This is a genomic window from Nocardiopsis xinjiangensis YIM 90004 (genome assembly GCF_000341145.1).
GTDB classification, from domain to species: Bacteria; Actinomycetota; Actinomycetes; order Streptosporangiales; family Streptosporangiaceae; genus Nocardiopsis; species Nocardiopsis xinjiangensis.
The window spans coordinates 168,802-186,505 of sequence record NZ_ANBE01000009.1; the positions used below are offsets into that span (position 1 = coordinate 168,802).

At 68.9% G+C, this 17,704-nt stretch carries 13 protein-coding genes; 7 read left to right on the forward strand and 6 right to left on the reverse strand.

All coding sequences use genetic code 11. The features are described 5' to 3' along the window. Positions 1-21 precede the first annotated feature (21 nt). Genes D473_RS0106770 through D473_RS0106780 form a run of 3 tightly spaced genes read right to left on the reverse strand, consistent with a single transcriptional unit; the run spans position 22 to position 2,791 of the window. The gene (locus D473_RS0106770; RefSeq protein ID WP_017608322.1) at positions 22-1,167 is read right to left on the reverse strand and encodes a DUF4350 domain-containing protein; all 1,146 of its coding nucleotides are present in this window, start codon (positions 1,165-1,167) and stop codon (positions 22-24) included. Continuing rightward, positions 1,164-1,799 (reverse strand): DUF4129 domain-containing protein, encoded by a 636-nt coding sequence (locus D473_RS0106775; protein ID WP_017608323.1) that lies wholly within the window; start codon positions 1,797-1,799, stop codon positions 1,164-1,166. Before D473_RS0106775 ends, D473_RS0106770 begins: the two co-directional genes overlap by 4 nt. Further along, positions 1,796-2,791 carry a glycerophosphoryl diester phosphodiesterase membrane domain-containing protein gene (locus tag D473_RS0106780; RefSeq protein WP_017608324.1) on the reverse strand — a complete coding sequence of 332 codons (996 nt, stop codon included), beginning with the start codon at positions 2,789-2,791 and terminating at the stop codon, positions 1,796-1,798. The genes D473_RS0106775 and D473_RS0106780 overlap by 4 nt, the downstream gene beginning before the upstream one ends. Positions 2,792-3,469: 678 nt before the next feature. Between D473_RS0106780 and mtrA the strand changes: the two genes are divergently transcribed. The 5 genes from mtrA to hpf all read left to right on the forward strand — a co-directional run bounded on the left by mtrA (position 3,470) and on the right by hpf (position 10,414). Further along, positions 3,470-4,147 carry an MtrAB system response regulator MtrA gene (mtrA, locus tag D473_RS0106785; protein ID WP_017608325.1) on the forward strand — a complete coding sequence of 226 codons (678 nt, stop codon included), beginning with the start codon at positions 3,470-3,472 and terminating at the stop codon, positions 4,145-4,147. A 16-nt stretch (positions 4,148-4,163) separates the two neighbouring features. Then, positions 4,164-5,891, forward strand: a complete 1,728-nt coding sequence (gene mtrB / locus D473_RS0106790) for an MtrAB system histidine kinase MtrB (protein ID WP_017608326.1) — start codon at positions 4,164-4,166, stop codon at positions 5,889-5,891. After that, a complete protein-coding gene (locus D473_RS0106795; RefSeq protein ID WP_017608327.1) occupies positions 5,888-7,759 on the forward strand; it encodes an LpqB family beta-propeller domain-containing protein in 1,872 nt (623 codons plus the stop codon). The genes mtrB and D473_RS0106795 overlap by 4 nt, the downstream gene beginning before the upstream one ends. 532 nt (positions 7,760-8,291) lie before the next feature. Then, on the forward strand, positions 8,292-9,065 hold the full coding sequence (locus D473_RS0106800; protein ID WP_017608328.1) for a ComF family protein: 774 nt from the start codon (positions 8,292-8,294) through the stop codon (positions 9,063-9,065). Positions 9,066-9,739: 674 nt separating this feature from the next. Next, the gene (hpf, locus tag D473_RS0106805; RefSeq protein WP_017608329.1) at positions 9,740-10,414 is read left to right on the forward strand and encodes a ribosome hibernation-promoting factor, HPF/YfiA family; all 675 of its coding nucleotides are present in this window, start codon (positions 9,740-9,742) and stop codon (positions 10,412-10,414) included. A 165-nt stretch (positions 10,415-10,579) separates the two neighbouring features. Here the strand turns inward: hpf and D473_RS0106810 are convergent, their stop codons facing one another. Further along, positions 10,580-11,107, reverse strand: a complete 528-nt coding sequence (locus D473_RS0106810) for a hypothetical protein (protein WP_033352822.1) — start codon at positions 11,105-11,107, stop codon at positions 10,580-10,582. A gap of 313 nt (positions 11,108-11,420) precedes the next feature. Between D473_RS0106810 and secA the strand changes: the two genes are divergently transcribed. Next, positions 11,421-14,264, forward strand: coding sequence for a preprotein translocase subunit SecA (secA, locus tag D473_RS0106815; protein WP_017608331.1), 2,844 nt, complete (start codon positions 11,421-11,423; stop codon positions 14,262-14,264). Here the strand turns inward: secA and D473_RS0106820 are convergent. After that, positions 14,261-15,802: a PTS transporter subunit EIIC gene (locus tag D473_RS0106820; protein ID WP_017608332.1), complete on the reverse strand. Its 1,542-nt coding sequence runs from the start codon at positions 15,800-15,802 to the stop codon at positions 14,261-14,263. The genes secA and D473_RS0106820 overlap by 4 nt on opposite strands. 46 nt (positions 15,803-15,848) lie before the next feature. Beyond that, positions 15,849-16,586, reverse strand: a complete 738-nt coding sequence (locus D473_RS0106825; RefSeq protein WP_017608333.1) for a GntR family transcriptional regulator — start codon at positions 16,584-16,586, stop codon at positions 15,849-15,851. Positions 16,587-16,721: 135 nt separating this feature from the next. Between D473_RS0106825 and D473_RS0106830 the strand changes: the two genes are divergently transcribed. Beyond that, positions 16,722-17,704 (forward strand): SIS domain-containing protein (locus D473_RS0106830; RefSeq protein ID WP_017608334.1); only part of this gene is annotated, 983 nt, incomplete at its 3' end.

A 17,704-nucleotide genomic window follows, 5' to 3' on the forward strand; every position in this document is an offset into this window, starting at 1 on the left:
CGTGTGGGGTACCGGCCGGGATCACCGCAGCCTCCGGGACCGCTCGTCCAGCTCTTCCGCGAGCCGGTTCAGCGCCTCGTCGTCTCCGGCGTACGGGTCGGGGTGATCGGGGTACAGCAGCGCCCGTACACGCGCCGGGTCCTCACCCAGCCGTGCGGCGAGCGCGGAGACCACGGTCTCCGGGGGATCGTCCGGGCGGAGCCCGAGTTTGCTCGAGACACGGTCCAGGAACCCGGCCCGCAGCGCGGCGGCGGCCCGGTCCCGTGCCTTGCGCGATTGGTACAGCCCGGCGCGGCCCTCGGTGGTCTCGGCGGCACGCACCACCACGGGCAGCGCCTCGGGCACGAGCGCCCCGAGGCGGCGGCCGTGCCACAGCGCCAGCAGGAGCAACGCGCCCACCAACGGGACCGCCGACCAGAGCAGGCTCTCGGGCAGCAGTTCCGTCAGGGTGGCGCTGTCCTCGGGTACATGCGCGTCGGGGCGCAGCCACACCACGTCCTCGGCATCCATGAGGTTCATGGCCAGCGCGGCGTTGCCCTCGTCGGCGAGCTCGGTGTTGGTCATGAAGTGGTCGGTGCCCACGACGGTGGTGGTCCCGGAACCGTGCTCGACCTGGACCACCGCGGATCCGGCCGCGGCCGCGTAACATTCGGTCGCCGCCTGTCCGGGCGCGGCCTCGTACACTTCCCCCGCCACGTCGGCGGGGCCGGCCGCCTCGACGGCGGGCAGGCCGCACTCGCCGTCGAGGGTCTCGTCGGACTCGGTGCGCCCGCTCATGTCCACACCGGGTGCGAACGCGTCCAGCGTCTGCAGGGTGGGTCGGACCAGGAGGGTGTCGGCCTCCAGCTCGGCCAGGGACCGCACTTCGCCGGGTTCCAAGCGGTGATCGAGGAACACGGCCAACACGCTTTCGTCGCCGGCCGCATCCAGGGCCTGCTCGGCGTCGTCGGCCGAGCGCACCACGTGGACGTCGCGGTCCTCCTGCATGGTCTGCACGAGTGCGCGCCCGCCCTGGGGGTCGACGCTCCCGGGTTCCATCCGTCCTCCGGGGAACTGTTCGTCACCGAGCGATGCCAGGACCGCGACGACGACCAGCAGGATCAGGACCGCGCCGGGGACCCGGGCTGCCCGCCACACGCGGCGCCACCCGGTTTCCGAGGTGCTCATCGTCGCTCCTCCTCCACGGGGACCGGGCGCGCGGCGCGCAGGTGGTCGTCGAGTTCACGCAGGGTCCGGGCCGTCTCCGCGGTCGCTTCGCGGCGGCCGTAGACGACGTCGTTGAACAGCCCTGCGGCGTCGGAGAGCCGTCCGGCCTGTTCGGGCAGGCTCCGGCCGGCCTCGGTGGCGAGTTCGGTCGCGGTGCGTCCGGCCGACGGGGTGAGCAGGGCGCGTTCCTCCAGGTCGACGTCGATCGCGCGCAGGCGCTCCACGACGGCCCGGTCGTAGGCACCGGAGGACTCGTGCTCGTCGGCCGCGGCGCGGTGGTCGGCGGCCGTGCGTTTGGTCTCCTCGTGCACGGGTGCCCCGGCCCTGCGGTTGCGGCCCGGCCGCAGGTACGCGACGAGCCCGACCACGAGCAGTGCCAGGACCAGCAGAACGGGCAGCAGCAGCCACCAGTCGCCGGGCAGGCCGCTGCCGAGTTGCATGAGGTCGTCGACGAGGTCGGACAGCCACTGCAGGAATCGGTCGAGGAGGGAGGGTTCGCGGTCGCCGTACACGGGATCGCCGAGTTCCTCGATCGCGCGGCGGCGGCCCTCCTCCCCGGTGATCTCCGAGGAGGAGGCGGTCGGTGCTCTCACGCGTGCTGCTCCGGGCGGTAGATCTCGGGGCCGACGGGCACACCCTGCTGGGCGATCCAGTGCAGGCGCAGGTCCAGGCCCTCACGGCGCATACGCAGGTCGATGTAGAGGAGTGTGGTGACGGCGGCGAGGAAGGGTGCGGTGATGCTGTAGGTGAGTGCCTCGGCCACGACGCCGAGGGTGTTCGCCGCGGTCAGGCCCCAGTCGCCGCCGGCCAGGATCATCGGCAGTCCCGCGAGGGCACCGAGCGCGAGCATCAGGATGAGGGAGACGCCGAGGACGATGAGCATGGTGAGAGCCACGATGCCGAGCATCCGCCACCAGTTGCCCTGCGTCAGGCGCCAAGAGCGTGCCAGCGCCCTGCCCGGGCCGAGGCGCTCCAGGACCACGATCGGCATGGCCAGGTAGATCCGGATGCCGATCCACGCGAAGAGCGCCAGACCGCCGAGGAGCCCGAGCAGTACCGACGCCAGCGCGATGAGCGCGCCCAGGGCCTGGGAACCGGTCGCGGCCAGGAAGGCACCGACCAGGGCACCGCTCAGCACGAGGACGACCATCACCATCGCCAGTGCGAAGTGGATGAGGTACTGGAGCACGGACAGGCCCAGGATCGACCAGAGACGGCTGCGGACCGCCGTCCAGACCTGCGAGACCGTGTGCTTGTGGCCGAGAACGGCCATGCCCACCACCGAGGTGAGCAGGGCGGTCAGAAGTGTCACCGCCAGGTAGTTGACCGCCGTGCCGAGCATCATCAGCAGTATGGAGTCGCCCGAGACCGGCATCACCGGATCTTCGGGGGAGATCTGGCCACTCATGAGCTGTTCGAGGGAGCGTTCGTACTCGGTCAGGAACCCGTTGCTCAGCAAGGTGGAGAGGGTCGCGGAGATCGCGATGACCACGAACGCCAACCCGAGCGTGGTGGCCGGGTGGTTGCGGATCAGTGCGAAGGCGCCGTTGAGGATGTCACCGAGACCGAGCGGGCGCAGCGGCACCAGGCCGGGTTTGAGGGGCTGGCCGCTCTGCGGCTGCGGTTGACCGTAGGGCGCGGGGCCGTGACCCGGGGGCGGGCCCTGTGGTCCGCCGTAACCGGGTGGCGGAGGGCCTGGCGGCGCCCCGTAACCGGGGGGAGCCCCCTGCGGCCCGCCGTATCCGGGGGGTGGCCCCTGCGGAGCGCCGTATCCGGGGGTCGGCCCCTGCGGTGTCCCGCTCCCGGGCGCGGACCATCCGTCTCCGGGCACTGACCAACCGTCGGACCGACCGGGCTGTTGGGGCTCGTCCCTGCGGTCGCCCTCATGGCTCATGTGGTCCCGCCCTCCCTGAGGCTTCGGTTACGCTGCGCGAACGAGGTCACGTGGTTCTCACGGCACCGGATCCCAACCTACCGGCCGGTTCAGGCCATTCCACGCACGGTCGGGTACTCCGGGAGGGAGTCGACGCACTTCATTCCTTTTGTATGCTTTCTGTTATCAACAGGCCAAGTCAGCCTTGATCCATCGCCTGGTACGACCCCCCCGTACAGGTGGCACAGTGGGTCCAGTACGTACGAAAGCAGTTCCCTTGGCTGGGGAGCAAGGCCACCGACGAAGACGCCGCTTGAGTGTTCCAGAGAGAGGAGTAGGCGCCGCGGGCATGCTTACGAGCGGGTCCGACGCCCGGCGCCGGACACACCGATGAAGGGACGTGTACTGGTTGTCGACGATGACCTCGCCCTCGCCGAGATGCTGGGCATCGTACTGAGAGGTGAGGGGTTCGAGCCCTCCTTCGTCCACGACGGGGACAAGGCCCTGGAGGCCTTCCGCGAGACCAAACCCGACCTGGTCCTGCTCGACCTGATGCTCCCGGGCGCCGACGGCATCGACGTCTGCCGGCAGATCCGCGCCGAGTCCGGCGTGCCCGTCGTCATGCTCACGGCAAAGAGCGACACCATCGACGTGGTCCTCGGTCTCGAGTCGGGCGCTGACGACTACATCGTCAAGCCCTTCAAGCCCAAGGAGCTCGTGGCCCGGGTGCGTGTGCGCCTGCGCCGCACCGAGGAGCCCGCTCCCGAGGTGCTGCAGATCGGCGACATCACCATCGATGTCGCCGGGCACGCGGTGCGCCGCGACGGTGAGCAGATCAGCCTCACTCCGCTGGAGTTCGACCTGCTGGTCGCCCTGGCGCGCAAGCCCCGCCAGGTCTTCACGCGTGAGGTCCTGCTGGAGCAGGTCTGGGGGTACCGCCACGCCGCGGACACCCGCCTGGTCAACGTCCATGTGCAGCGCCTGCGCGCCAAGATCGAGAAGGACCCGGAGCACCCCGAGGTCGTCGTGACTGTTCGCGGTGTCGGCTACAAGGCCGGTACCGCCTGACCCTGCCGGTGTCCCCATGACAGCAGCCTCGCAAGAGGAGGTACGGGGGGCCGACCCCGAGGAGGAACGGTCCGTCCCGTCCTCCGTCGTGTCCGGAGACGACGGGCGTGACGGGAACTCGGGCCTGACTCGGGCCTACCTGTTCGCCCAACGCGCCGCCCGCGCACTCGTCCAGGGTGTGCAGAACCGGTGGCGGCGCTCGCTGCACCTCAGGGTCATCTCCACGACCCTGGTGCTCTCGCTCCTGGTCATGGTCGGTCTCAGCTACGTCATGCTCACGCAGGTGCGCAGCGGGTTGCTGGACACCAAGATCGACACGGCGGTCAACGACCACCGGGCCGGGCTCAACTACGCCCTGGCCGAGCTGCAGGAGAACGAGGTCGGGGATCGGGACCGCCTGCTCTACAGCATCACCAGCGAGCTCACCAGCCGCAGTGGTGACACCGGGCTCTACGGGGTCGTCATCATGCCCTCGGTCGGTGACGAGACCGGGTGGGCGACCGGTGACGAGGACACCGTCCAGCAGCAGAGCGTGCCGCAGCGGCTCATCGACCAGATCCGCCAGTCGGGGTCGGAGCAGCAGTACCACACCTACACACGCATCGACATGGAAGGTTCCTCCGAGCCCGCCCTGGTCGTCGGTTCCGAACTCACCCACGCCTACGAGCTCTACTACATCTTCCCGCTCCAGCACGAGCAGCTGATCCTCGATCTGGTGCAGGGCACGCTCGCGCTCGTGGGCGTCCTGTTGGTGATCCTGCTCGGCCTCATAGCCTTCGTCGTCACCCGTCTGGTGGTGAAACCGGTGCGTTCGGCGGCGCAGTCGGCCGAACGCCTGGCCTCGGGTGAACTCTCCGAACGGATGGCCGTGCACGGTGAGGACGACCTGGCCAGACTCGCGGTCTCCTTCAACGGCATGGCCGGCAACCTCCAGGAGAAGATCCAGGAGCTGGAGGAGCTCTCCAAGGTCCAGCGCCAGTTCGTCTCCGACGTCTCGCACGAGCTGCGCACCCCGCTCACCACGATCCGGATGGCCGGTGACCTGCTCCACGACGAACGCGAGGAGCTCGACACCTCCCAACGCCGTTCCGTGGAACTGCTCAAGGGCCAGGTGGAACGTTTCGAGGAACTCCTCGGCGACCTGCTGGAGATCAGCCGCCACGACGCCGGTGCCGCCACCCTGGGGATCGAGTCCACCGACATCCGCGACTCCGTCATGAGGGCCGTCGGGGACGCCGAACAGATCGCCGAGAAGCGCGGCGTCAAGATCGTGCTGCGTCTGCCCGCCGAGCCCTGTGACGCCGAGTTCGACACCCGCCGTATCAACCGCATCCTGCGCAACCTCGTGGTCAACGCGGTCGAGCACAGTGACGGCGGGGAAGTCGTCGTCAGCGCCGCCGGCGACCGCGACGCCGTCGCCGTGGCCGTGCGCGACTACGGTGTGGGTCTGAAGGAGGGCGAGGAGCACTTGTGCTTCGACCGCTTCTGGCGGGCCGACTACTCGCGGGTGCGCACCACCGGCGGCACCGGCCTGGGGCTGTCGATCGCCAAGGAGGACGCGAGCCTGCACGGCGGTTGGCTGCAGGCCTGGGGTCTGCCCGGCCAGGGTTCGCGTTTCCGGCTCTCCCTGCCGCGCACGTCCGGCACGGAACTGCGTGGTTCACCGCTGCCGCTGGTCCCGCCGGAGATCGCCCTGGGACAGAACTTCACGCCCCTCCCCGACGACGGAGAGGACGACGGATGAGAGCCACCCCCGGCCACCGGACCCGCTCCGCACTGACCGCGGCCGCCGCCTGTGTCCTGCTGGCCTCCTGCGCCGGCGTGCCCACAACAGGACCGGTCGTGCCCGGTGACGGCGGCGACGTCACCTCCGACCCCTACAGCGGCTACGTGCGGCTGCTGCCGGCCGGCCCGCAACCCGGGGTCACTCCCGAGGGCCTCGTCAACGGGTTCCTCAAGGACATGGGCAGCTTCGAAGAGGACCACAAGGCCGCCCGCAGCTACATGCTGCCCGGTCTCGAGGGGTCCTGGTCACCCGACGGATCGGTCCAGGTCTTCCGTGACCTGGACACCGTCGACCTGGACCCGGAAATCAGCTCCGACGGCCTGACAGCCACGGTGAGCCTGCGCAGTTCCCTGGTGGCCACCATAGACCAGAGCGGCAAGTACGCCCCCAACGACGACGAGGGCCTGTTCGAGGTCACCTTCCAGCTGGCCCGGGAGGACGGCGCCCCCGACGGCGAGTGGCGCATCCAGGACATGCCCGACGAGCTGATCCTCAGTGAACTCGACGTCGAACGCACCCACCGCTCGCTCAACCTCTACTACTTCAACCCCGAGGGCACCGCCCTGGTGCCCGACCCCGTCTACCTGCCGGTGAGTAACAACGAGCTCGCCGAACGCCTGCTCGACAAGCTCATGGACGGCCCCAGCGACTGGTCGGGACCGGCTGTGCGCTCGGCCTTCCCCGACGACGCCGAGACCGACCTCGAGGTCGACAGCGAGAGCGCGACCGTGGACGTGGAGACGGGGGGAGACCCCGACACCGTGGAGATGGGCGCGCAGATCGCCTGGACCCTGCGGCAGATCCCCGATATCCAGGAGTTCACCCTCAGGGTCGACGGTACCGAGGTGAGCTTCCCCGGAACAGAGGGCGAGAGCGAGGAGCGCCCGCGTCCCGGCGACGACTTCTGGTCAGGGGTGAGCCCGAGCGCGACCACATCCAGCAGCCGTGCCTACTACTCCCACGACGGCCAGCTCTGGTCGGCCGGCGACTGGGAGAACGAGAACTTCGACGACGTGGAGCGTGTGGCCGGTCCCCTGGGCGCCGGCGAGGTGCCTGTCGAGACCTTCGCGTTCTCCATGGACGAGAGCACCGTCGCGGGCATCACCCTGGGCAGCGACGAGGTCGTCACCAGCTTCACCAGCCCCGGGGCCGAGTACGAGACCGTCCTGGACGACGGGGTCTTCACCGAGCTCTCCTGGGACGTCAACGGCCACTTGTGGGTCGTGGAGGAGACCGAACAGCCCGAGAGCCGCGAGGACGAGGACGAGGCGGACCGTCCCCAGGGCGATCAGCCCACCATCGACGGCGAGACACAGGCGCCCGAGCCGGGCGGCTCCGCTCTGTGGCTGCTGCGCGGGGGCGACGAGGTCGTCCGGGTGGAGCTCCCCGAACTCCGGGACCGTTCGTTGGTCGACTTCCAGATCTCCCGGGACGGTACCCGCGCCGCTGCGATCACCGAGGTCGACGGCGAACGGTCCCTGGAAGTGGGGCGTGTGGTCGTCGACGGCGACCAGGTGGCCGTCGGCGGGTTCATGCCCCTGGCGAGCGAGCTCGAGGACATCATCGACGTGTCCTGGCGCTCCGGTGACCAGCTCGCCATCCTCGGCTCCCGTGACGGGAGCACCAGCCAGGCGTTCCTGGTGCCGGTGGACGGCGGGAGCCCGCCCGCGAGCACCGGTTCTGCGATCCCGGGCATGGTGACCATCTCCGGTGCCCCCAGACAGCCGCTCATCTCCGGGACCGACGACGGCAGCATCTGGGTGTCCAACGATCGCCTGAACTGGCAGACCGCGGTCGAGGGCGTGGCGCCGACCTTCCCCGGCTAGGTCGTGTTTTTTGAATCATTCCGGGCTCGCATCCACCAGGCTGCCTCTCGCTGCGTCTCTGCGCTCGTGAAGCACAACCAGGCTGAACTTCGCACATCGTCTTGCGAGAGATTGCCTGGGCGGCCGCTCGCTGATCCGAAAGCCTTCTAAAAAACACTCCCTAGGTGTGTTGTTCGGTGAGGTTGGTGACGCGGTCGGCGGACACCGGGCTACCTGCTGCGCGGCCTCCCAGCGGCACTCTCACCGCGTTCTCATCAGTCGACGGCACATCCGGTCCGGGCCCCGCTGCGCGACACTGCTGAGCTTGCGAAGCAGGGCACGGTAGGGGCCTCCTTCCTCGGCCTTGCGACAGCACCACTGGATACTCCCGCCCGTCACCCGCCGCCGACCCTCGACGGACGCCTTCGGCGTAGTACTGGTCGAAGCGACGGAAGGCATCCACCGAACAGGCCCTGACCCGGCACGACCACGGTTGTCCACAGATGGCGGATCGGGGGATGCGCGGAGCGGCCGATCCGGTGACCCTCGGAACATGGATCTCCGCCACCTGCTCCGCCTCCTGCGCTGTGCCGTCGCCGCCCTGTTCGAACTCCTCCTCCCGCATCCCTGCGCGGGGTGCTCCGGCCCCGACGGTCCCCTGTGTCACCGGTGCCGTACCCGCCTCGACCGTCGCCCGCGGCGCTGTGTCCCGCGTCCGCGCTGTCCCCAGGTGTGGGCGGCCGGCCCGCACCTGGGCCACGATCGCCGGGTCCTGCTCGCCCACAAGGAGGGTGGTGCCGACGGTCTCCGTGCCCCGTTGGGGAAGCGACTGGCACGGGTGTACGCGGCCACGGGGTGGTCCGATGCGGACACCGTCCTCGTGCCCGTACCTTCGCGCGGGCCCGGGCCGGGGGAGGGGCCGGTCGCCGCGCTCGCGGAGGCGGCCCTGGCCGCGTCCGGAGGAGCGCGGGCCGGTCGTGTGGTACCGCTGCTGCGCTACCGCTACGCGGCCCGCCGACAGGTGGGCCTCGGGCGCAGGGAACGCCTGCGGAACCGGGTCGGGGTGTTCACCGTCGATCCTGCGGCCGTACGTGTGCGGGGCTCACCCGTGGTCGTGGTCGACGACGTGCTCACCACCGGGTCGACCCTGGTCGAAGCGACGCGGGTGCTGCGCGGAGCGGGGCTGCGTGTGGTCGGTGCGATCGTGCTCAACGAGAGCCGCCGCCGGGATGCGGACCAGCCTGTACAAAGGTTTTACACGGAGCTCTCGGGAAGCGAAAAGCCCTTGTGTGCAGGCGTTCGTGAGGCATACCCGAGGTCCGGGTGAGTTATCAGTACCTGACATCAGTCGCTGGACGGGTTACCGTCCAAGTATGGCACCCGTCCGGGTCCGTGGTTGCGCCGGAGACGAAGCTCGCGGGAACACCGACGAGCAGTTCCGGCAAGCCGAGGCCAGGCGCAGGCGAAACGGCCCACGTAAGGCGACTTTTCGTCGACCGATCACGGTGCGCCTTAGAGGTAAGTCCTGCCCCGCGGAGGGTCCCGATGTCCCTCACGGCAGGGAGAAGGGCAGTAGTCGCGAACAAGAGCGGCGACCCCCTCAGCAGGCGGATGTGGGGACGAAGACCAGGTCGGCCGGGCGGGTGGCATGCCAACCCGTGGAGGCCGTCGGAAACGGCGGCCTCCGCCGCCCTTCCCGCGCTCCCCGTTACACCTCATCTCCAGGAACACCCGGTACCGCCGGGTTGCTCGGCCTGTCGTCAACGGGCCACTCATCCCCTCCCGAGCTGCGGAAGCCATGTGCAAAGACCGACGTGGGGCGCGTGATGACCGTGCCGCGCGTGGGTATACGCATCTTCAACCGAGCCGTGAAACGACCGGACTTGACCGGGCCGGCAACGGAAGGGGGCTAGCGCGCGACACCCTTTTCCGTCTCTTGACGGAAGGGGATGCAGAGCCAGCTTGGCCGTCACTGACGGCCACGCGATGAAGGGGGTCCCTATGGACATCATCGTCAAGGGTCGACGCACCAATGTGAGCGACAAGTTTCGACAGCAGGTCGAGACCAAGCTCGACAGGCTCTCCAAGTGGGAGAAGAAGGGTATGAGCGTCGACGTGGAGGTGTCCACGGAGCGCAACCCCAGGCTCGCGGACGTTCGTGAGCGGGTTGAGCTGACCATTCACTCCGACGGACCCGTGATCCGCAGCGAAGCGGCAGCCGCAGACCGCTACGGCGCCCTGGACCTCGCGGTCGACAAGGTCGAGGCGCGTCTGCGCAAGTCGGCGGATCGCCGCAAGGTGCATCGCGGAAACCGCACTCCCGTCTCCGTGGCGGCAGCCACCGCCGACCTTCCCGGAGACCTGCCCGGCACCCTCACCGCACAGCGAGCCGAACCCCCGGCCCAGCGTGAGAGCGACGACAGAGAGGTCGACGGCGCCGCGGTCGACGGGCGCTTCTCCGACAAGTTCGTCGAGCTCGACACCCAAGGTGAGGCACCCGTGGTCGTGCGGGAGAAGTTCCACCGAGCCAAGCCCATGAGCATCGACCAGGCGTTGATGGAGATGGAACTCATCGGGCACGACTTCTACCTCTTCCACGACGAAGTCAAGGACGCCCCGAGCGTCGTCTACCGTCGTAAGGGCTTCGACTACGGGGTCCTCCGACTGGTCGACTGAGGCCTGTTCGGCGGGCGCCTTCCACCGCTCGGACCAGTACTGCGCAGTCAGGCGATGGTGTGGGCCGGTGTCCGCCGAGCAGGCCCTGTAGCCCTCCGAGCACCCGACACATGAGAGGGGCCGGCACCGGGATCTCCCGGCGCCGGCCCCTCGTCGCGGTTCCGGTCAGCCTGTTGTGCGCCCGGCCTTGCGTTCGCGCTTGCGTTCCTTGCGCATCATCGACTTGATGCGGTGCAGGGGTGTCTGGTGGGGCTCCTCGGACTCGTCGCGGGGAGAGTCCAGCACGACGTCCGTGAGGATGTCGCACGTGAGCGCGACGACCGCTGCGGCCACCATCATGAGCGCACCGAGGACGAGCGGCACGAGTGCCCAGCCCATGGCGAGGGAGAGCCCGCCCAGGGCGAAGCCCACGCAGGCGAGCACCACCACGACCCAGGAGCTGGCTCTGCCGCGGTGCCGGTTGGTCGGCGCCAACGCGCCGCCCTGGCGTTGGAAACCGCGGATGCGTCCGAAGCCCTCGTGGTCGCCGGGATGGTGCTGCTCCCAGCTCATCGCGTTGTGTTCGTCGGCCACCGGGTCCCGGACATCGCCCCAGTCACCTCCGATGGCCGGATCGGTCCCCTGGCGCGGAACGGAGGGGCGGTCGGTCACTGCCCCCCGGACCTGGTGCTTCCTTCGCGACTGTGCATCCATGGGGTCCCCCTCACTCCGATGGAACACTCCGTGTCTCTTTCTCTACCCATGAGGGGCGAAGTGCACCAATGCCTCGAATCGATACAGAAGAGCAAGGGAACATCCGGACCCGTTCCGTGTGTTGTGCCCCAGTGACCGGAAGTGTCCCGGGCCCGTGCGACGAGTCCGGCGGAGCTACGGCAAGGGTCCTCTAGGATGGGTGACCCAGGCCCCAGAACCCCCGGCTGTGAGCCGCGGCCAGCGGTCAGCGGGGCCCAGGTACACGCTCCACGGACGTGGGGCCAACCGTGATGTGGCGAGGAGCGCGAAGGAAGTGCCAGGGATACTCAGTAAGCTCCTGCGCGCGGGTGAGGGAAAGATCCTGCGCCGGCTGAACAAGCTGAAGGACCAGGTCAACTCGCTCGAGGACGAGTACACCGACCTCAGCGACGAAGAACTGCGAGACCTCACGCAGGAGTACAAGGAACGCCACCAGGACGGCGAGACGCTGGACGACCTCCTCCCGGAGGCCTTCGCGACCGTTCGAGAGGCGGCCAAACGCACCCTGGGCCAGCGCCACTTCGACGTCCAGGTCATGGGTGGCGCCGCACTGCACCTCGGCAACATCGCCGAGATGAAGACCGGTGAGGGCAAGACCCTGACCGGAACTCTCGCGGTCTACCTGAATGCGTTGGCCGACCGCGGCGTCCACGTCATCACCACCAACGACTACCTTGCCCGCCGTGACGCCCAGAACATGGGCCGCGTCTACCAGTTCCTCGGGCTCGAGGTGGGCGTGGTGGGTCCGAACATGACGCAGGAACAGCGCAAGGCCGCCTACCAGGCCGACATCACCTACGGGACCAACAACGAGTTCGGTTTCGACTACCTGCGCGACAACATGGCGCTGTCCCTGGACAACACCGTCCAGCGCGACCACTGCTTCGCGCTCGTGGACGAGGTCGACTCCATCCTCATCGACGAGGCGCGTACCCCGCTGATCATCAGCGGCCCTTCGGAACAGAACTCGCGTTGGTACTCCGAGTTCGCCAAGATCGCTCCCCGGCTCAAGGCCGACGAGGACTACGAGGTCGACGAGAAGAAGCGCACCGTCGGCATCACCGAGGACGGCGTGGCCAAGGTCGAGGACTGGCTGGGCATCGACAACCTCTACGAGGCCGTCAACACTCCGCTCATCAGCTTCCTCAACAACTCGATCAAGGCCAAGGAGCTCTACAACAAGGACAAGGAGTACATCGTCAAGGACGGTGAGGTCCTCATCGTCGACGAGTTCACCGGACGTGTCCTGGCGGGGCGGCGCTACAACGAGGGCATGCACCAGGCCATCGAGGCCAAGGAACGCGTGAAGATCAAGGACGAGAACCAGACTCTCGCCAAGGTCACCCTCCAGAACTACTTCCGCCTCTACGACAAACTCGCCGGTATGACCGGTACGGCCCAGACCGAGGCTGCCGAGTTCCACCAGACCTACGGTGTCGGTGTGGTGCCCATTCCCACCAACGAACCGATGATCCGTGAGGACGTCAAGGACGTCGTCTACCAGAGCGAAGAGGCCAAGTTCCAGGCCCTGGCCGAGGACATCGCCGACCGCCACGAGGCCGGCCAGCCGGTCCTGGTCGGGACCACGAGCGTGGAGAAGTCCGAGCTGCTCTCGCGCATGCTCAAGCGCGAGGGCGTCAAGCACGAGGTCCTCAACGCGAAGAACCACGCGAGTGAAGCCTCCATCATCGCCCGGGCGGGCAAGCTCGGTTCGGTCACCGTGGCCACCAACATGGCCGGCCGCGGTACCGACATCATGCTCGGCGGCAACCCCGACTTCCTCGCCGACGAGGAGCTCCAGGCACGCGGGCTCAGCCCGCTGGAGACCCCGGAGGAGTACGAGGAGGCCTGGCCGGAGGCGCTGAAGAAGGCCACCGAGGACTACGAGGCCGAGCACGAACAGGTCGTCGAGGCCGGCGGTCTGTACGTGCTCGGCACCGAGCGCCACGAGTCCCGCCGGATCGACAACCAGCTCCGTGGCCGTTCCGGGCGTCAGGGCGACCCCGGTATCTCGCGGTTCTACCTCTCTTTGCAGGACGACCTGCTGCGCTTGTTCAACAGCTCGCGCCTCGAGGTCTTCATGGAGCGGTTGAACATCCCCGAGGACCAGCCGATCGAGTCCGGCATGGTCAGCAAGGCGATCGCCTCCGCGCAGGGCCAGGTCGAGACCCAGAACTTCGAGACGCGGAAGAACGTCCTGAAGTACGACGAGGTCCTCAACCGCCAGCGCAAGGTCATCTACGCCGAGCGCCGCAAGGTCCTGGACGGGCAGAACCTGCGCGAGCAGATGATGGAGATGCTGGAGGAGGTCCTGCGCGGCTACGTCTCCGGGGAGACTGCCCAGGGCGACCCCGCCGACTGGGACCTCGACAGGCTCTGGAGGGCGTTCAAGCAGATCTACCCGGTCAGCCTCACCGTCGACGAGTTCATCGACGAGAACGGCGGCCTGGAGAACATCACCGGCCGCGTCATCGCCGACGGTGTCGTGGAGGACGCCCGCATCGCCTATGAGGCCCGCGAGGCCGAACTGGGCGAGGAGACGATGCGCGAGGTCGAGCGCCGCGTGATCCTCCAGGTCATGGACCGGAAGTGGCGCGAGCACCTCTACGAGATGGACTACCTCCAGGAGGGCATCGGCCTGCGTGCGATGGCCCAGCGCAACCCGCTCATCGAGTTCCAGCGCGAGGGCTTCGACATGTTCCAGGAGATGCTGGAGGCCATCAAGGAGGAATCGGTCGGCTTCGTCTTCAACGTCGAGGTCCAGGTCCGCAAGAACGAGGAGCAGGCCCTGACCCCGGCCGCGGCGGCTCAGACCGCCGGTGCCGTGGGCGGTGCCACCGGGGCCCCGGCCGTGGCCACCGCGGTGGAGGAGGACGAGGAGGCCGTGGAGGCCGCTGCGCCCTCCGCCGAAGCGGAGGAGGCCGAGGACGTCTTCGTTCCGGGTTTCGGTGAGGACCGGCCCGACCGCCTTCAGTACTCGGCCCCGAGCGAGGACGGCTCCGTGGAGCGCCACAGCGAGTCGACCGACGAGTACGCGGGCACCTCGCGCAACGCGCCCTGCCCGTGCGGCTCCGGCAAGAAGTTCAAGAAGTGCCATGGTGACCCGGCCCACCGCTAGGGTCTGAGCCCCGGCCGCCGGGGTTCGTCACCGATACCTGTGGGCGCGGTCCCCTTCCCGGGGCCGCGCCCACTGTCGTGTCCTGCCGGGCCCGTCAGGACACGGAAAAAGCGGGAGGGGATCAGCCGGCGGGGCCGGGGCCGNCCCCGGTTCGTCTCGGTGTGCACGATCTCCGTCTCGCCGGGACGGTCCGGATCCTCTTCACGGCCCGGAGTGGGCAGGTTGAACTTCCGGATGAGCAGGGAGAACACCCCGAAGTAGAGGAAGAAGTAGACCACGCCCAACAACAGGATCCACCCCAGTCCCGTGGTGTTGGCCTTGGTCGCGTTGAGCAACAGGTCGATGAGCCCGGCGGAGAATCCGAAGCCGAGGTGGGCGTCGAGGGCGTTGAGGACCGCCAAGGACACACCGGTCAGGACGATGTGCACCGCGTACAGCAACGGCGCCACGAAGATGAATGCGAACTCGACCGGTTCGGTGATCCCCGTGGCGAACGCGGTCAGTGCGGCCGGGATCATGATCGACCCGATCCGTGCGCGTTGGGTGGGGTGCGCGGCCAGCCACATCGCCAGGGCGGCGCCCGGCAGACCGAACATGAGCACCGGGAAGAATCCGGACAGGAACCCGCCCGCGGTCGGGTCCCCGGCCAGGTACCGGGTGATCTCGCCGCGCACGACCCCCTCGTCGCCGTCGTAGGTACCCGCGACGAACCAGACGTAGGAGTTGACCACGTGGTGCAGCCCCATGGGCAGCAGTATGCGGTTGATGACTCCGTAGAGACCCGCGCCGAGCGCCCCGGCGCCCACGATCAACTCACCCAGGTTCTGGATCCACATGCCCACCACGGCCCACAACAGGCCCAGGACCACACCGATGGCCAGACCGGCCGCGGCCGCGACGATCGGTACGAAGCGGCGTCCGCCGAAGAATCCGAGCCAGGCCGGAAGCTTGATGCGGTGGTAGCGCTGCCACAGCACGGCCGCGACCAGACCGATGATGATGCCGCCGAGCACGTCCGTCGGGTTCTTGACCGCATGGTCGACGACGGGTTCGACCGCACTCACCGCCGACGGGTCGGTCAGGGGTTCGCGGGTCTGCGGATCGACCCCCAACGGATAGGACGCCACCTGGTGGCCCAGGTCGCCCTCGGCGCCCTCGAAGGTGAACATCGTCCACGCCGAGACCCGGTCGAAGACGAGGTAACCCACCACCGCGGCCAGAGCCGTGGACCCGTCCGAGCGTTTGGCCCAGCCGATGGCGACACCGACCGCGAAGAGCAGGGGCAGGGCCTCGAAGACGGCGTCACCGGCGGTGCCGACCGCCCCGGCGACCGGTTCCATCCACCCCATGCCGGGCAGGCCGGCCAGGCCGTCGGCGCCTAGGAGGTCGTCCTGGCCCAGCCGGAGGAGGATCGCGGCGGCCGGTAGGACCGCGATCGGGAGCATGAGGCTGCGCCCGAGGCGCTGCAGCAGGGCCAGGAGTCTCGATGTGCGTTTGGGCTTGCCGACCGAGGGGTCGGGGCCGGAGGTCTGGTTCATGAGGGGTACCTCCCGTTGTCCCGCGCCCCGGGGCGGGGCGCGGCTGTCAGTCGCCGTGCCGACGCGGGTCCAGCCGGGAGTGCAGTTGGTAACGGTCGGCACGGTAGGTGGACAGCGCGAGCTCCACGCACTGTCCCTTGGAGAAGCTGCGCCGCTGCATCACCAGCACCGGGCTGCCTGCGGGCAGACCCAGGAGGCGGGAGTCGGCCGAGTCGCAGATCCCGGCCTCGATGGTCTGTTCCCCCGCATCCAACAGGATGTCGAACTCGTTTTCCAGGACTTCGTAGAGGGAGCGTTCGGCCAGATCGAAGGTCTCGAGACCGGGAACGAGTTCGGCCGGGATGTTGGAGCGCTCCACCGCCATGGGTTCGTCGTCGGCGGTGCGCAGGCGTTCGATGTGGTGCACGGGGGTCTCGGGGGCGATGTCGAGCATGTGAGCGGTGTGCCCGCTGGCCGGGGTGACCTGGCGGATGAGCTCGCGTGCGCCGGGTTCGAAGCCGCGGGCGCGCATGTCGGCGCTGTAGGAAGCCAGTTCCAGCGACATGGCGATCTTGGGCCGGGCGATGAAGGTGCCCTTGCCCGGAACCCGGTACAGCCGTCCCTCCGAGACCAGCATGTCGATGGTCTGGCGGACGGTCATGCGGGAGAGGCCGTAGGTGGTGCCGAGTTCGCGTTCGGAGGGGACCAGTTCGTCCACGCCCAGGCCTTCGCCGGTGATGCGGTCCAGGAGCAGGTCGCGGAGCTGGACGTACTTGGGCTGGGGGTTGGTGGGGTCGATGGACATCGCTGCGAACGACCTTCCGGTGGTGGGCTCGGCTCTGTGGGAGCGGACCCGACTGGTATGGTCCGGACTAGACCATAGCTCCTGAAGCCTGTCAATCCGTCCGCCTCCAGGCGGTTCGCACGGGAAGGGTTGCCCATGACCAGCACATCGAGCTCCATGTTTTCGGAGATCGCTCAGCAGCCCGACGTCCTGCGCCGTACCTTCGCGGAGCTGTTGCCCCTGCGCCCCGACATCGAGGCCCTGGGGCGCCGTACCAAGCAGGTGCTGTTCATCGCCCGCGGTTCCTCCGACAACGCGGCGGTCTACGGCGGGTACCTGCTGCAGGCCCACACGGGCCGCATGGCCACGCTCGGTTCCCCCTCCATCGCCACCACCTACGGTGCGCGTGTGGACCTGTCCGGGGTCCTGGCCGTGGCCGTCTCCCAGTCCGGGCGGACCGAGGAGATCGTGGAGACCATGCGCTGGGCCGCCGACTGCGGGGCCGACACCGTCGGCATCACCAACGGCGCCGATTCCCCCTTGGCCGCGGAGTCCGACGTCGCCCTGCTCACGCAGGCCGGCAACGAGGTCTCGGTGCCCGCGACGAAGACCTACACCAGCCAGCTGGCCGCCCTCGCCGTGCTCGCTCTCGGCCTCGGCGCGGACCTGGACGCCGCCGACCTCGAACGGGCCCCCGATGCCATCGAGCAGATCATCGCCGCCCCCACCGGCCCCCTCGACGAGATCGTCGAACGTATGGTCGCCGTGCAGGGAGCCGTGATCTCCGGCCGCGGGATGGTCCTGTCCACTGCTCTGGAGGCCGCCCTCAAGCTCAAGGAGGCCTGTTACCTGCACGCCATGGGGCTGTCCACCGCCGACCTGCTCCACGGGCCCATCGCGGTCCTGGACCCGAGCACGCCCACACTGCTCATGGCCGCGCCCTCCGGGCCCACGCTCGGGGGCACCGTCTCCTTGGCCGAGCGGGCGCGCCTGGCCGAGAGCCCCGTGTTCGGCTTCGGTGGTGGTGATGCGCTCGCCGGCGCCAGTGACGTGCACGTGCCCGTCCCGGACCTGCCCGAGTGGCTCGCGCCACTGCACCTCATCGTGCCCGCCCAGCTGCTCACCGAGCGCCTGGCCCG

Coding starts and splice junctions, on each gene's coding strand:
- D473_RS0106770 (WP_017608322.1), bottom strand. CDS start 1,167: ATGAGCACCTCGGAAACCGGGTGGCGCCGCGTGTGGCGGGCAGCCCGG.
- mtrA (WP_017608325.1), top strand. CDS start 3,470: ATGAAGGGACGTGTACTGGTTGTCGACGATGACCTCGCCCTCGCCGAG.
- mtrB (WP_017608326.1), top strand. CDS start 4,164: ATGACAGCAGCCTCGCAAGAGGAGGTACGGGGGGCCGACCCCGAGGAG.
- D473_RS0106795 (WP_017608327.1), top strand. CDS start 5,888: ATGAGAGCCACCCCCGGCCACCGGACCCGCTCCGCACTGACCGCGGCC.
- D473_RS0106800 (WP_017608328.1), top strand. CDS start 8,292: ATGGATCTCCGCCACCTGCTCCGCCTCCTGCGCTGTGCCGTCGCCGCC.
- hpf (WP_017608329.1), top strand. CDS start 9,740: ATGGACATCATCGTCAAGGGTCGACGCACCAATGTGAGCGACAAGTTT.
- D473_RS0106810 (WP_033352822.1), bottom strand. CDS start 11,107: ATGGATGCACAGTCGCGAAGGAAGCACCAGGTCCGGGGGGCAGTGACC.
- D473_RS0106825 (WP_017608333.1), bottom strand. CDS start 16,586: ATGTCCATCGACCCCACCAACCCCCAGCCCAAGTACGTCCAGCTCCGC.